Raw genomic sequence first — 14,913 nt, forward strand, 5'->3', positions numbered from 1 at the left:
CGGCTCGTGTGGATGAAAATCGGTGTCGAAGATCGTCACGTCTGCTCCGATCAGGCACCGCTTCCCAATTGTCACCCGGGTCGCAGCACATATGACGGTGCCGCTCAGCCCCGTGTCGTCGCCGATCTCGATGGCTGCCTCGTTCGTTAGGCAGCGGAGGATTATCGGTCGTGCCACGCCCAGTGCGGTCGCGTCGGAACGGCTGACGAGAGATACGCGCTCGCCGATTATAATGCGTCCTCCTCCCGGGCGCAGCACCGCACGTCCGGTGCAAGTCGTACTCGCGCCCACCGTCACGCCAAGGCGAGCCGCCACAGTGCGCATCACCAGCGTATCGATGCGCCGCGCAATGCCTATCCGTTTATCGAGAAGCTGTTCCAGGCGAGTTGTCATGATCTCCTCGACGCGAGCGGCGCGGCTTTGCCATCGAGTATCGCCCTTCGGCGTTCGTGTCGCCCGAAAAGCTGAGAGTGGGCGGCACCGTGTCTATGCCGATGAGCGGAGCTTCCAGAAGCGGAGGAGATGGCGGTACGGCAGCGCAAAATGGAGCGGCCACCATTTGCCCGAGTGGCGCCGGGTGAATCGCCACCAACTGCGAAACGGCAAGCCGTGATGAGTATTCACCTTGCGCCATTGATCGTGTACGCCCAGTTTCGGTGAGCCATAGCCGCGATCGCGCTTGGCCGCGTTGCTATCGCAAACTCCCAACGTGCTAGGCAGCAGGAATACAGGTACGCCCATGCGCCGCGCGCGTAGGCCATAGTCGACGTCACCAAGATTGTGAAAGAAGCCGGGATCGTTAAGCCCGAGCGCGGCGACGGCGCCGCGGCCGACCAGCACGACATTGCCGTTGAACGTCGCCACTGGCGTCATTTCGGTTGCGTCGGGTGCCACACGCTGGAGCCGAAACGCGAAAGGCGTGGGCACTACATCATAGCCGCTATAGGAAATGGCGCCGTCCGACTCACGCGTCGCACCCACCAGGATCAAACGCGCGTCAGCGCTGTCGGTCTCCTGCCACGCAGCTGTCAATCGCACGAAAGCATCGGGATCTAGGAAAGTGTCGTCGTTCAGCCACAGAAAAGCATCGACTGGTGCATCGCGAACAGCGGACCACAATTGGTACAATCCGCCGTTCCAGAACGCGTTGCCGTCCCCGTGGACCAGCCGAACGTCGGGGTAGCGTTGCGCGATCGCTTCGGGAGTGCCGTCCTTTGACGCGTCGTCGAACACCGCGATCGTGACCGCTGTACTGCCTTGCTGCCGCTTGATGCGGTCAATAGCCGCCAGTGTTGTCTCCCGGCGGTTGCGACAAACCATCAGGACCAGGATCGAAAGTGAGGAAAGTGTCACCGGGGTCCCCGCCGTTGCGGCTCGCGGTATAATCACCTTCCGGGGCAAGGCAACTCGCCTCCCGTTCGCCCCTGTGGGCACGCTTAGCCCGACAGGTGGGGATGCACTGTTTAACGATGCACTGGCGATTTCGGCGGAGGCTAACACCGCCGGCGCCGGTGTAGTCCGTTACCTTGAAGACGGGGCCCGGAGCAGCGTGACGCGTGAAAATGTTATCCGCTACGACGTTACCCATCATAGCCGCGCGAGTGCTGCCCGCGGCCGCCTGATACAGTAAAGCAGTGTAGATGTGAGCCATGTCGACGATATTATGTGTGATGCGATTGTCACGACCGCCGTGTATCTGGAACGCAAAGTGTCCTGGCCCTGATATGTAATTGTTGCGTACAGCCACATGCGATGCCCAATCATCAAGATAGATGCCACGCCCCCCTGACGACAGCGGGCCAAAGTCCGTGACGACATTACCGGCAATCACAATGTTACGGCTAACCCGTCCTCGGTCATTGACGTAGATCGCGCCGCAGTCGTGGATACGACGGCAGCTATGCTGCACTCGATTGTTCAAGATTCGGGTGCCGCTTATGTCCGACGTTGCATCCGTATCAATGATGATGCCGGCATAGTCGGCGCCATCGATCGTGCTGTTCTCGATTAGCGCATCGGTGCTGACACCTGTGAGATGAACGGCTCCCTGGCTCCAGGCATTACTTCTAATATCTTCGACAGCCACCGATCTGATGGTAACTCTACGGGCGTTCTGCGCGTAGACTCCCTCCCTCTGGAAGGAGGAGAACTTTATCGATTGCACCACAACATCATCGGCGCCGATGATCTCCAGCCCGCGTGACGCCCCGCTCCTGCCGATGAACGTGGCCATGTTGCCCGGGGCCGACACGATTTTGGACCCAGCGTTCCCGCTGGTGAGCCGCAAGGGGTGATCAAGAAAAAACGTCCCAGAGACAAGAATGCACAGCCTTCCGCCCGCGGCTAATATGCTCCGGAGTTCGGCAAGAGCCTGCTCCGCCCGCTGTGGGTGCGCGTAAACCTTAAAGCATGCACTGCCAGTATCTTCTGCGTCCAGCTTCGTCGTTGCCGGGATTGTGGTGAATAAAAGTGAAATCACCGCGAACTGAGTCTTGTAGGGATACAACATAGTATACCCCCCGTAGTGTCATATACTGAGAATCTTACCTAATCCCATAAAAGACTATATAGTATCGTACAGATATCAATGGGAATTAAGTGCCTGCAAAGGTTTGATATAATGCAGTGCTCCACAATTTTATTTAATGTTAAGACCGGCAAGTCTTCTGTTGACCGAACGACCGAACAAATCCGCTAATTTATGCAGCCAGGATGCTCAGTAGAGCACTCCATCGCGCATTGTCGGTTCTAGCATGCGTTTGTCGCTACCACTACCGCACGGCTGATCACGCCTAATCCATCCGTGACTTGGCCCAGGAGCAAAGCGCGATGATGGCCTCGGCGCGAATTTCGCGCGAGCGAAAGGCGGGTATGCTGACCGAGCGCGCGGGTCCCGCGGAGTGGCCAGGGAAATTGCCATTCCCTTTGAGGCGGGTTAATCGACCGGCAGCGATCGCCTTTTGATTGCTGCATGTCGCCGACTTACCAGTTCTCAGGTGGTACGTGGGCCGGTTGCCGGCGCCACCGAAGTGCCCGCAACGGGGCAGCGCCCACTAGCGACGGCGGCTGCCGAACGCGAATAAGCCGGAGCAGCGGGGCGATCACGATGCCGCAAAGATCCGGGTCGGCGCCGTCCGTTCGAGTCGAACCGATCACGGTCGCCATCGAGATGAAGCGTAGCGATGTCAGGTTCTCAACCATAAACTCTGAGGGCGGATCAAGGGTCTAGAAAGATGTATCGGTCGAATATCGCTCCTGCGCTCTCCGCAAGTTCGATCAGTCAGTCGAGCAGATCGGAACTGCGGATGTCGATCAGACCGTTCCGTATCCTAACTGCTAGCTCCTGGTCCAACCCGTCCGGCGAGCCGTGTTGGCAAAGCAACGCTTCAGGGCAAGCCAACTCACGATCCTCGGCTGCCGGCCGCAACTCAATCTCCCGCCGCAACAGTTCCACAGCGTTCATCGCAAGGCCGTGAAGCTCGCGCGCCCCTGGAGCTGCGGCATTGCTACATCGCGCAGAAAGGTGGCGACCGTTGCCAGGATCTTTTAAGGAGTCGGCTGTTCCTGCATCGCTAGATTCCTGTCCCATGATCGCGCGGAGGAGGTCGAGTCCGTTCTCTGAGGCGCGGCGAGCGATCATCGCCCTTTCCAGAGTCGTGTCGCCTCCGCGCAGTCAGTTCACCATGCTCGCGGTCGATACGCCCGAGCGCCAGCTGCCGAGCACCTGCCGTCGCCGCGCTACGCCGTAGCAGCGGCGTACAAGCTACTTCGGCGATCGTTCAACGCGCCATGAGCATGACGATGCCGCAACAGATCCAGACATAAACGTTGAAGCGCATCCATCCACAGGAGGGCGCCGCCCCGATGTGACGGAGCATCGACCGGCCAGCCTTCTTCATGGTTCAACCCGATGCCGTTGCGGCCAGTGCCGGAGCATGTCGCCCCTCGCCAGCGGGTCGCTCGGCCGAACGGCTTCCCCGACGATCAGCATCGTTGGATCGTGATGGCCCACGGTCTCCACCAGAAAGGCGAGCGACGATAGCTTTCCGCGGATCAGACGCTCGCTGGGGAGAGACGCGTTGACCACGACCAGTACCGGCGTGTCCGCGCTTCGTCCGCTCGCCATTAACTGCTGCGCGACCAGGCCAGCGGCGGCGCGCCCCATGTAGATCGCCAGCGTCGTGGCTGAACTGGCAAGCGCCTGCCAATCGAGGTCGAGCGCCACGCCCGCTCGCGCATGCGCCGTCACGAACGTCACTTGCCGCGCACTATCACGCAGGGTGAGCGAGAGGCCGGCAGCGGCGGTGGCGGCGCTCGCCGCGGTAACGCCGGGGCAGATGCGAACGCGCACGCCCGCCTTGGTGCAGGCCGCTACCTCCTCGGCGGTGCGGCCGAAGATCGCGGGATCGCCGCCCTTCAGCCGGGTGACGCGCTTGCCGGCTTTCGCCGCCGCCACGATCAGGGCGTCGATCGCCGCCTGGTCCTTGGAATGGCGGCCAGATCGTTTGCCGACGCTGATGCGCTCGGCGCTGGCAGGGATGAGGTCGAGCACGCCGGCGCCGACCAGGGCATCGTGAAACACCACGTCGGCAGCCGCGATCAGCCGTTCCGCCTTGCGCGTCAGCAGTTCGGGATCGCCAGGGCCGGCGCCGACCAGCCACACGCTGCCGGGCGGGAAATCTTCATGCAGCATCGGTTGTCTCCTCTGCGATGAGGCGCGCGAGCGCGGGGCGGCACGAGCCGCAATTGGTACCGGCGCCGATCGCTGCGCCGATTGCGACGACATCGGCGAGGTGCTGGTCCCGGATGGCGGCGAGGATCGTGCGCAGGCCAAGATCGAAGCAGGTGCAGATGATCGGTCCTCTATCGGCCGAGACGCCCGGCGCGCGGCCGGCGAGCAGGGTAGGCGCGGCCTGCGGTTCGGCTAGCTGTGCGATCAGCCAGTCGCGTCCAGGCACTTCGCCGCTTTCCGTGAGCAACAATGCGGCGATGAGCCTTCCGTTCGCCAGGACCGCCACCCGCCGGGTGCCGCGCGCGGCGTCCACTGCCTCGATCCGCTCGCCGCCCGGCAGGATCGCGTCAAGTGCCGCGGGATCACCGTCACCGGCAAGTTCAAACAGGCTGCCTGCCGGTACCGTGACGCGGGTCGCCCACAGGCAATCAGGCGACCGCTTCGGTTCGTCGGCGAACAACGCGAAGCCGCGCCAGCGCGTGGCGATCGGCGCGATCACCGCCGGCGTCGCCTTGAAGCCTGGCTGGCCGGAGATCGCATCGGCCAGCGGCCGCGGCAGCAGTCCAGTACGCCCGCCACTCGACGTGCGATCGGTCCAGTGGATCGGCACGAACAACTCGCCCGGCCGCTGCCCAGTGGTGATGCTCACGCGATAGATGCTGTCGCCCTGTGGGGTGGCCACCCGCGCCAGCCCGCCGTCTGCGATGCCGAGACGCTTGGCGTCGTCCGGATGCACTTCCACCAGCGGCTCCGCCCGATGCCGCGCCAGCTTGGGAGCCAGGCCGGTGCGCGTCATTGTGTGCCAGTGATCGCGATAACGGCCGGTGTTGAGCGTCATCGGCCAGTGCGTCAGCGGTGGGGCGAGCGGTTTCTGCGCCACGGGCACCAGCCGCGCGCGCCCGTCCGGGGTCGGGAAGCGCCCATCGGTGAACGGCGTCCCGCCCCAGCGGAACGGCGCCATCTCGTCATAGCCGGCATTGCCGCCGCCGCCTTGTCCCGGCAGCGCGAACAGGCGTGTGCCGTTGTTCTGGTAATTGGCCAGCCGGACATGCTCGCGCCAGATATCGGCGGGACGATCATAGGCGAAGGCGGACTTCCACCCCATCCGCCGGGCCACTTCCTTGATGATCCACCAGTCGGGCTTGGCCTCGCCCGGCAGCGGGAACAAAGCGCGCTGGCGGCTGATCATCCGCTCCGAATTGGTGACCGTCCCGTCCTTCTCGCCCCAGGCGGCGGCGGGCAGGCGAACATGCGCGAACGCGCCCGTGTCGGTATCCGCCATCACGTCCGACACGACGACGAAGGGGCAAGCCGCTAGCGCCTCGCGCACGCGCCCGGCGTCTGGCATCGACACCGCCGGGTTGGTCGCCATGATCCACAGCGCCTTGATCCGCCCCTCGCCGACGGCGCGAAAGAGGTCCACGGCCTTTAACCCCGGCTTCTCCGCGATCGGCGGGGAGCTCCAGAAGCGCTGCACCAGCATGCGGTTCTCGGGCGCGAAGTCCATGTGCGCGGCCAGCGTGGTCGCGAGCCCGCCAACCTCGCGCCCGCCCATCGCATTGGGCTGGCCCGTGATCGAGAAGGGCGCCGCCCCGGGCTTGCCGATTCGCCCCGTCGCAAGGTGGAGGTTGAGGATCGCATTCACCTGGTCAGTGCCTGCCAGCGACTGGTTGATCCCCTGACTGAACAGGGTGACGGTGCGCGGATTGGCGGCGAACAATTCGTAAAAGCGCTTGAGGTCCGCGGCGGGAACGTCGCAGGTGCGTGCGACCGACCAGAGATCATGACCGTCCGACACGGCCTCCCAGAAGCCCTCGGGTGCGGCGACGTGGTCCGTGAGGAAGCGCGCGTCAAACACCCCCGCGTCCCGGCACCAGGCAAGCGCGCCGTTCATCAGCGCTACATCGGTGCCTGGGCGAAGGGCGAGATGAAGGTCGGCTTCTTCCGCGGTCTCGGTGCGGCGCGGGTCGATCACCACCAGCTTGGCGCCGGCCTCGCAGCGGGCGCGGATGCGTTGATAAACGATTGGGTGGCACCAGGCGGTGTTCGACCCGATCAGCACGATGAGGTCCGCGGTATCGATGTCGGCGTAGCTCGCGGGGACCACGTCCTCGCCGAACGCGCGGATATGGCCGGCGACCGCACTCGACATGCACAGCCGCGAATTGGTGTCGATGTTGGCCGAGCCGATGAAGCCCTTCATCAGCTTGTTGGCGACGTAATAATCCTCGGTTAGCAGCTGACCGGACACGTAAAAGGCGACGCTGTTCGGTCCGTGCTGTGCGATCGTCTCGCGGAAGCGACGCGCGACGAGGTCGAGCGCCTTGTCCCATGTGGCGCTCTTGGCGCCGATCGTCGGGTGTAGCAGGCGGCCTTTCAGCCCCACTGTCTCGCCGAGGTGCGTGCCCTTGGAGCACAGCTTGCCGCGGTTGGCGGGGTGATCGGGATCACCCTCGATCGTTACCGAGCGCTCGCCGGTGATCGCGGCGCTGAGCCCGCAGCCGACGCCGCAATAGGCGCAGGTGGTGCGGATTGCGGGTGGCCCTTTCCCTTCGTGGGCGGGAGTTGAGAAAGGGGCAGTCACGAGCGACACCGGACCGGACCGGCCCTCTCGCCGGCCCTCTTCAGGGAACGAAGAGGGAGAGTGGACACCACCCTCACGCCGCCGCCCGCAACGTGCTCGCGCGGCAGATCAGCACCCGACCGCCCGAGAGCTTCACCGGCACCACCGGCGTACACCCCTTATCCTCGCCCAGCGCCTCGCCGGTCGCCAGGCTGATCCGCCAATTGTGCAACGGGCACGCTACCGCGCCGCTATGGACGATACCCTGGCTGAGGCGGCCGTGCTTATGCGGGCAGCGATCAAGCAACGCGAAGACCTTGCCCTCGCCAGTGCGGAACACCGCGATGTCTTGACCCCCGGCGACCTGCACGGTGCGGCTGCCGCGCAGCGGGATTTCCTCAACCCAGCCGATATCGAGCCATTCGCCGATCATGCCAATTCCTCCTGCCTCGCCGTGACCGGCTGAAAGCGCGCCATTGGCGCATGCTGCTCGTGCTCGGCTCCCTTGACGCGCGCCGCCCAGGGGTCGTCCTGCGAGAATTGTTGCGAGAAGAAGAACCGCCGCGCGAGGTCGGCCCGCGCCTCGGCATCGGGCAGCAGCCGAGACTGGATGTACGGGAGGCCGACGCGCTCAATCCACGGCGCGGTGCGCTCCAGATAACGCGCTTCCTCGCGGTACAGCTGGATGAAAGCGGCGCACATCTCCATCGCCTCCGCCTCGGTCGCCACCTTGCAGAGCAGATCGGTCGCGCGCACCTTGATACCGCCATTGCCGCCGACGTGCAGCTCATAGCCGGAGTCGACGCACACCACGCCGAAGTCCTTGATCGTCGCCTCCGCGCAATTGCGCGGGCAGCCGCTCACCGCGATCTTGAACTTGTGCGGCATCCAGCTACCCCAGGTGGCGCGCTCCAGCTTCACGCCCAGCCCGGTTGAATCCTGCGTGCCGAACCGGCACCATTCGCTCCCGACACAGGTCTTCACCGTGCGCAGCGACTTGCCATAAGCGTGCCCCGAGACCATCCCGGCGGCGTTGAGGTCGGCCCAAACGGCGGGCAGATCCTCCTTTTTGATCCCAAAGATGTCGAGCCGCTGACCGCCCGTCACCTTCACCATCGGCGCGTTGAACTTCTCCACCACATCAGCGATCGCGCGCAGCTCACGCGGGTTCGTCAGGCCACCCCACATGCGCGGCACCACCGAATAGGTGCCGTCCTTCTGGATGTTGGCGTGCATCCGCTCGTTGACGAAACGGCTCTGTTGGTCGTCGACATAGTCGCCGGGCAGCGCGCACAGCAGGTAGTAATTGAGCGCCGGCCGGCAGGACGAGCAGCCATCGGGCGTCGACCAGTGCAGCTTCTGCATGACTTCAGGGATCGACCGCATCCCCTGCGCCACGACCTCGCGGCGCACGTCATCGTGGCCGAAGCTGGTGCACTTGCAGATCGTCTTGGGGCCCGCCTCGACCTCGCCGCCGAGCGTCAGCGCCAGCAGGCTTTCCACAATGCCGGTGCACGAACCGCAGCTTGCCGAGGCCTTGCACCCCGCGCGCACCGCATCCAGGCTGTGCGCGCCCTTGCCGATGCAGGCGACCACCTGCCCCTTGGAAACGCCGTTGCAGCCGCAGATTTCCGCATCCTCGGAAAGCGCCGCAACGGCTGCCTTAGGGTCCGCCTGCCCACCTCCGGAGGCGAAGGCCTGGCCGAAGATCAGCGCGTCGCGGATATCGGCGAGGCTCTCGCCCCGCCGCAGCAGATCGAAATACCAATTGCCGTCCGCCGTATCGCCGTAGAGCACCGCCCCGACGATCCGATCGTCCTTTACGACCACGCGCTTGTAGATGCCGCGGCTCGCATCACGCAGCACAATATCCTCCGCGCCATCGCCACCACCGAAGTCCCCGGCCGAGAAGACGTCGAGTCCTGCAACCTTTAGCTTGGTCGAGGTCGGCGCCGGCTGGTATCCGCGTGGTGCCTCGACCAACCCATCGGCGAGCGCGCGGCACATGTCCCACAGCGGCGCGACCAGGCCATAGACTTGGCCCTGATGCTCGACGCACTCGCCCACCGCGAGGATCGCGGGATCGGACGTCACCATATGGTCGTCCACCGTGATCCCGCGGCCCACCTCCAGCCCCGCCTCACGGGCCAGCGCAACCGATGGCCGGATGCCGACCGCCATTACCACCAGGTCGGCCGGGATCTCGGTCCCGTCCTTCAGGCGCACCGCCTCGACGCGCCCGTCGCCGACGATCTCGGCGGTATCGGCGCCGGTCAGGATCGTCTGCCCGCGCGCCTCCAGCGCAGTCTTGAGCAGCCACCCGGCGGCTTCGTCGAGCTGTCGCTCCATCAGCGTCGGCATCAGATGAATCACCGTCACCTTCATGCCGCGCAGGCTCAAGCCATGCGCCGCCTCCAGCCCCAAGAGGCCACCGCCGATCACTACCGCGTTCCCGCCTTTCGCCGCGGCGGCGAGCATCGCATCCACGTCGTTCATGTCGCGGAAGCTAATCACGCCCGGCAGGTCGTTGCCTGGCACCGGGATGATGAAGGGATCAGAGCCGGTCGCGATCAGCAGCCGGTCGTAATCCAACACGATCCCGCCGCGCGACGTGACGGTCCGCGCCCCCCGATCGATGGCAATCACCGGATCGCCGGACACCAAGGCGATGCCGTGATCATCATACCAGGCGCGGCCGTTGATCACGATGTCGTCGAAGGTCTTCTCCCCCGCTAGCACTGGCGAAAGCATGATGCGGTTGTAATTGACCAAGGGCTCGGCGCCGAAGATCGTCACGCGATATCGCGCCGGATCGCGGGCGAGCAGTTCCTCCACCGCGCGGCATCCCGCCATACCATTGCCAACGACAATCAAATGCGGCCGCGTGTCGGTCTCCGCGATGCGGATCGGTTCGTGTTTCATCACAGGGTCCAGTCCAGTTGGAGCCAGAATTTGCTGGTGTCGGTGAACAGCCGGTCGGCGTCGTAGGCTGCGTAGCGAAGGCTGGCGGTCGTCCGCCCCAGCTTCGCTTGCGCCAGAAGATCGATCTCCCCGCCATAGCGGCGCACCATCCGGTCGCTCTCGAACCGGTGATAGGTCGCGCCCACGCTCACCGCCTGCAGCGCGCCGATCGTCGTCCAGCCCCAGCCGGCGGAAGCGTAGAGATCGCGCACGCCATCGGGCGGGGTCGTCAGGAACTTGTCGGCCCAGCCCTGGAACTTGAAGGCGGTGGCGAGCGGCGTCTGAAAACTGGTCAGCGCCACGCCGCGATCCGCACCAAGGACTTCATATCCGGCCCCCAGCCTCGGCCCGTTCAGGTCCAGCGCCACATCGGCCAGCCAGTAATCCGCGCGATAATCATTGGGGTTGCGATGCCAGCTCGATTGCCGCGCCCAGCTCGCCTGATAGCTAAGCTTCGCCCTGCCAATCGGCTGCGAGCCGGCAAGCCGCACACCATAGGTCTGACTGGCGAGGCGATAGCCCTGCACCGCTACCTCGTCCTGATCGACGAGATAGGCAAAGCCGGTCAGCGCCCCGACAGGCGAGGTCCAGGCGAGGTTCGCCAGCACATTGCCGCCCGACACCGCCTGCTGCCGTGCGCCCGCACCATCAATCCCCCAGATCGTGCGCACGCTCCAGACGTAGCTGAGGTCGGCCTTCAGCCCGGCGAGCGGCGTCACCTCAGCGCGCACCGCGTCGAACGTCTGGGCGTTGTTGCGAAAGGCGATGGCGCCGACGAAGCGCTCGTCGTCCAACGCGATCCGCTGGCGCCCCACGGTGATCGTCACAGGAGCGCTGCGATACTGGAGCTGCGCCCGGTACAGCGCCACATTCTGTGGATCGGCGATCAGCGGGCGCCGTGTCGCTACGCTGCTGAGCCCGTCATAATCATCGCTCACGACCGCGAGATTGCCCTGTGCCTCGGCCAGCGCCGACCAGCGCCCTTCGCTCACCTGCACCCCTGCGCGAATGCGGGTGGTGACGGCGTTCGCCTTCTCGGGCAGGCCATCCTGGTCGGCGTGTTCGTGGCGCAGCCGCGCCTCGACCAGCGGCGCGATCGTCTGCGCCGCGGCTGGGCTCGCCAGAAGCGGAAGGAGGGCAAGCGCGGCGCGCATCAGATCCGCACGCCTTCCGCCGCACCCCAGCGCGCGCGCCATCCGCTCTTGACCACCGCCAGGGCAATCAGCGCTGCCAGCGCAAGCCCGGCGAAGATCAGGAACCCCGGCGCGAAGCTGCCCGTCCACTGCTTGGCGAGGCCCAGCGAGGAAGCGAGGTAGAAACCACCCACGCCGCCCGCCATGCCGACCAGCCCGGTCATCACGCCGATCTGCGCCGCGAACCGCTGCGGCACCAGCTGGAACACCGCGCCATTGCCGACGCCCAGCGCTAGCATCGCGATCACGAAGCAGGCGAGCGCGGCGGTGAAGGTTGCCGACAGGCTCACCCCCACCAGCGCCAGCGCGGCCATCGCGAACACCGCGGTAAGCGCCTTTACCCCGCCGATCGCATCCGCCAACGCGCCGCCCATCGGCCGCACCAGCGATCCTGCGAACACGCACGCCGCGGTGGCATAGCCGGCCTGGATCGTCGTCAGCCCGAACCGGTCGGTAAAGTAGATCGGCAGACTGGCGGCCAGTCCGACAAAGCCGCCGAAGGTGACCGAGTAAAAGCCCATCAGCCACCAGGCATCAGCCTGCTTCAGCGGGCTGAGATATTCCTTGAAGCTCTTTGGGGCGGGAGCACCCGGCGGGTCCTGCGCCATCGCCATATAGGCGGCGAACACAATCGCCAGCGGGATGCAGGCGAGCCCCAGTACCGCATTCCAGCCGAACATCTTGGCCAGTGCCGGCGCGAACAATGCGGCCAGCACCGTTCCCGAATTGCCCATGCCGGCAAGGCCCATGGCCTTGCCCTGATGCTCGGGCGGGTACCAGCGGCTGGCGAGCGGCAGTGCGATGGCGAAGCTTGCGCCGGCGAACCCAAGGATCACGCCCAGCGCCAGCGTTCCGGCGAACGTCGTCACCCCCATCGCCCAGGCCGCGAACAGTCCCGCGATCACGATCAACTGGCTGATCGCGCCCGACCGCTTCGGCCCGATTTGATCCACCAGCAGACCGTTGACGACCCTGAGCGCCGCTCCGGCGAGCGTCGGCACCGCCACCATCAGCCCCTTCTGCGCCGGGCTGAGCGCCAGCGCCTGGGCGATGTCGGGCGCGAGCGGCCCCAACAGCACCCACACCATGAACGCCAGGTCAAAATAGAGGAAAGCGGCGATCAGCGTTGGCGTATGCCCGCTCGACCAGAACCCGCCGTCGCTTTGCTTCTTTGCCTCCCAGAACGCCGTCGCCATCGTCCGTTCTCCAAACGAAAAGCCGCCAGGACGGCGACCCTTTCGGGTGCGTCCTGGCGGCTTCGTTGCCTCGATGCGGATACGGGCGCCTGCCCGTCCGCCAGCGTGGGCCTCCCCGGCGCTGGAGAGGCGGTACGCTGCTATCTCGTGCCCGGCATCATTGCCGAACGAGGAGTAAGCTGCCTGATTCGCGCCCCGCGCACAAGCCTCTTTCGCAGCCGCAGCACATCACGGCAGCCGAGCGAGGTAACCCGCAACGTCCTCTGGATCGAAGGCGCGGCCGTCGAAGAAGCGGTCGCTGCCGAGCATCAGCCGCCCCTGCGTCGAGCCCGCGCCGATCGGTTCGTGAAGCGCGCCCTCCAGCTTGGAACTGGCATTGGGCAGTGGCGCGTTTGAGCCGGCCAGCGCCGTGCGATACAGGTCCGGGCGGAACACCGATTGCGCGGTGGCGGCGTCCTCCTCGGAAAAGGCCGGCCCGTCCCAGCGGACCATCTGCGAATAGAGCCACGCCGCCTGACTGCGCCACGGGAAGTTCGCCGCCTCGCGATGCTGGAACATGAAGTCGGGATAATGGACCGGCGTGCCGCCGGGCACGAGGCGGATACGATCGGTGATCGCGCGCAGAATCGCATCCACGGGGGCGTCGAGATACTCGCGCCGGGCGAGCAGCGTTGCGCTGTCCGCCGCCGTCTCGGGCCGCACGAAATGCTCGGCGGCTGCGTGCAGAGCGCGGATCAGCGCCGCCACCGCGGCGGGTCGCGCTGCCGCCGTGTCGGCGCGAAGCGCGAGCACCTTCTCCACCCCGCGCCGCCAGATTTGCGCAGTCGCAAGCGCGATCCTTCCAACGCCGCGATCAACCGCAATCGAATTCCACGGCTCGCCAACGCAGATCCCGTCCACCTCGCCCGCCGCCAGCGCATCGGCGGCGAACGGCGGGCTCGTTACGGTGATTGTGAGCTCCTCGTCCGGGCGGATGCCAATGCCCGCCAGCCAATAGCGCAGCATGTAATTGTGGCTTGAATAACGATGCACCACGCCGAAGCGCAGCGGGCGCCCCGCCGCGCGCCGCTCCGCTGCCACCTCCCTTAGTGCCGCGCCGATTGCTGCCGGATCGCCGAGCGTGTCGCCAAGGCCGCAGGCTTCGCCGAGTGCGGTCGAGAAAGTGATCGCATTTCCGTTCAGCCCCAGCACGAACGGCACGGTCAGCGGCACTGCCGGCCGGTCGCGCCCCAGCGTCGTGGCGATCGCGAGCGGCGCAACGAGGTGGGCCGCATCGGTATGGCCATAGAGCAGGCGGTCGCGCACCGTCGCCCACGTGACATCGCGGACCAGCTCGATCGTCACGCCCTCCGCCGCGGCGAAGCCCAGTTCTTGCGCCAGAATCGGCAAGGCGGCATCCACCAGCGGTAGAAAGCCGATGCGGAAGGTCTCGGCGCTCACGAAAGGTCTCCCATCAGCGCCTCGCTGGTGAGGATCGCCTCGGCCACCTCGGCGATCCGGCGGTTCGACTTCATCGCATGGCCGCGCAGCAGCGCGTAAGCGGCCGGCTCGTCCAGCCCGCGGCGCTTCATCAAGATCGCCTTGGCGCGGTCGATTGTCTGGCGGTCCGCGAGTGCGGACTTCGCCTCCGCCAGCTCGGCCTGCAAGCGCGAAAAAGCCTGGAAGCGCCGTACGGCCAAGTCGAGCACCGGCTTGATCCGCTGCCGTGCCAGGCCATCGACGACATAGGCCGACACGCCCGCGTCCACCGCCGCCATCGTCGCTTGCGCATCCGACTGGTCGACGAACATCGCGATCGGCCGATCGAGCGCGCGCGACACGGCGAAGAAATCCTCCAACAGATCGCGGCTGGGGTTCTCCAGGTTGATCAGCACCACCTCAGGCGCGCACGCCTCGATCTGCGCGACGAGCGGCCCGGTGGGATCGATCACCGCCAGATCGGTGAGTCCAGCATCGCGCAGCCCCTCGGAAATGATCGCCGCGCGGGTGGTGCTGGTGTCGATGATCGCGATCCTCACGATCTCCTGCCGTACATGGCCTCGCGTGGCGACGCCAGCGGGTGCGAGGTGTGGCTGACGCAATCTATGTGGGCCGCCTGCTGATCGACCCTGTTACCGCCACGGACCGCATCGCTGTGTCACCGCCTTTCAGATCGCCCCAATGTCGGGGGCCCCGCTCTTCCCGCGCTTCGCATCAGCGAGTGGCGCCTTCCGTAGCAACGCCGCCAGCTTGAGTTGCTTGAATAGACGTTGGCTGAGGGGGCAGTGT

General features: G+C 65.7%; 11 protein-coding genes and 1 pseudogene. All 12 read right to left on the reverse strand.

Translation table 11 applies throughout. The features are described from left to right. Window positions 1–30: 30 nt before the first annotated feature. A pseudogene (locus LQ954_RS16340) lies at window positions 31–393 on the reverse strand (hypothetical protein); the annotation flags it as partial. A 93-nt stretch (window positions 394–486) separates the two neighbouring features. Next, complete coding sequence (locus LQ954_RS14130) at window positions 487–1,320, reverse strand: glycosyltransferase family 2 protein (RefSeq protein WP_231023687.1); 834 nt, start codon at window positions 1,318–1,320, stop codon at window positions 487–489. Continuing rightward, window positions 1,277–2,509 carry a right-handed parallel beta-helix repeat-containing protein gene (locus tag LQ954_RS14135; RefSeq protein ID WP_231023688.1) on the reverse strand — a complete coding sequence of 411 codons (1,233 nt, stop codon included), beginning with the start codon at window positions 2,507–2,509 and terminating at the stop codon, window positions 1,277–1,279. Before LQ954_RS14135 ends, LQ954_RS14130 begins: the two co-directional genes overlap by 44 nt. A 771-nt stretch (window positions 2,510–3,280) precedes the next feature. Beyond that, on the reverse strand, window positions 3,281–3,640 hold the full coding sequence (locus tag LQ954_RS14140) for a DUF6285 domain-containing protein (protein WP_231023689.1): 360 nt from the start codon (window positions 3,638–3,640) through the stop codon (window positions 3,281–3,283). A gap of 255 nt (window positions 3,641–3,895) precedes the next feature. Continuing rightward, window positions 3,896–4,693, reverse strand: a complete 798-nt coding sequence (gene cobA / locus LQ954_RS14145; protein ID WP_231023690.1) for a uroporphyrinogen-III C-methyltransferase — start codon at window positions 4,691–4,693, stop codon at window positions 3,896–3,898. Then, the gene (locus LQ954_RS14150; protein ID WP_231023692.1) at window positions 4,683–7,316 is read right to left on the reverse strand and encodes a nitrate reductase; all 2,634 of its coding nucleotides are present in this window, start codon (window positions 7,314–7,316) and stop codon (window positions 4,683–4,685) included. Before LQ954_RS14150 ends, cobA begins: the two co-directional genes overlap by 11 nt. 73 nt (window positions 7,317–7,389) lie before the next feature. Further along, entirely contained in the window at window positions 7,390–7,728 is a 339-nt protein-coding gene (gene nirD, locus LQ954_RS14155) for a nitrite reductase small subunit NirD (protein WP_231023693.1), read from the reverse strand. Beyond that, window positions 7,725–10,217: a nitrite reductase large subunit NirB gene (gene nirB, locus LQ954_RS14160; RefSeq protein WP_231023694.1), complete on the reverse strand. Its 2,493-nt coding sequence runs from the start codon at window positions 10,215–10,217 to the stop codon at window positions 7,725–7,727. The genes nirD and nirB overlap by 4 nt, the downstream gene beginning before the upstream one ends. Next, the gene (locus LQ954_RS14165) at window positions 10,217–11,410 is read right to left on the reverse strand and encodes an alginate export family protein (RefSeq protein ID WP_231023695.1); all 1,194 of its coding nucleotides are present in this window, start codon (window positions 11,408–11,410) and stop codon (window positions 10,217–10,219) included. Before LQ954_RS14165 ends, nirB begins: the two co-directional genes overlap by 1 nt. Continuing rightward, window positions 11,410–12,645, reverse strand: coding sequence for a nitrate/nitrite transporter (locus LQ954_RS14170; protein ID WP_231023696.1), 1,236 nt, complete (start codon window positions 12,643–12,645; stop codon window positions 11,410–11,412). The genes LQ954_RS14165 and LQ954_RS14170 overlap by 1 nt, the downstream gene beginning before the upstream one ends. Before the next feature lie 228 nt (window positions 12,646–12,873). Next, the gene (locus LQ954_RS14175; protein ID WP_231023697.1) at window positions 12,874–14,085 is read right to left on the reverse strand and encodes a CmpA/NrtA family ABC transporter substrate-binding protein; all 1,212 of its coding nucleotides are present in this window, start codon (window positions 14,083–14,085) and stop codon (window positions 12,874–12,876) included. Beyond that, complete coding sequence (locus LQ954_RS14180; RefSeq protein WP_231023698.1) at window positions 14,082–14,663, reverse strand: ANTAR domain-containing response regulator; 582 nt, start codon at window positions 14,661–14,663, stop codon at window positions 14,082–14,084. The genes LQ954_RS14175 and LQ954_RS14180 overlap by 4 nt, the downstream gene beginning before the upstream one ends. Window positions 14,664–14,913: the final 250 nt, after the last annotated feature.

Source organism: Sphingomonas sp. IC-11 (genome assembly GCF_021043365.1).
Classification (GTDB): domain Bacteria; phylum Pseudomonadota; class Alphaproteobacteria; order Sphingomonadales; family Sphingomonadaceae; genus Sphingomonas.

What these genes read in the sequence shown, in the direction of transcription:
- LQ954_RS14130 (WP_231023687.1), bottom strand. Translation starts at nt 1,320, where the DNA reads ATGGTTTGTCGCAACCGCCGGGAGACAACACTGGCGGCTATTGACCGC.
- LQ954_RS14170 (WP_231023696.1), bottom strand. Translation starts at nt 12,645, where the DNA reads ATGGCGACGGCGTTCTGGGAGGCAAAGAAGCAAAGCGACGGCGGGTTC.
- LQ954_RS14165 (WP_231023695.1), bottom strand. Translation starts at nt 11,410, where the DNA reads ATGCGCGCCGCGCTTGCCCTCCTTCCGCTTCTGGCGAGCCCAGCCGCG.
- LQ954_RS14140 (WP_231023689.1), bottom strand. Translation starts at nt 3,640, where the DNA reads ATGATCGCTCGCCGCGCCTCAGAGAACGGACTCGACCTCCTCCGCGCG.
- nirB (WP_231023694.1), bottom strand. Translation starts at nt 10,217, where the DNA reads ATGAAACACGAACCGATCCGCATCGCGGAGACCGACACGCGGCCGCAT.
- LQ954_RS14135 (WP_231023688.1), bottom strand. Translation starts at nt 2,509, where the DNA reads ATGTTGTATCCCTACAAGACTCAGTTCGCGGTGATTTCACTTTTATTC.
- cobA (WP_231023690.1), bottom strand. Translation starts at nt 4,693, where the DNA reads ATGCTGCATGAAGATTTCCCGCCCGGCAGCGTGTGGCTGGTCGGCGCC.
- nirD (WP_231023693.1), bottom strand. Translation starts at nt 7,728, where the DNA reads ATGATCGGCGAATGGCTCGATATCGGCTGGGTTGAGGAAATCCCGCTG.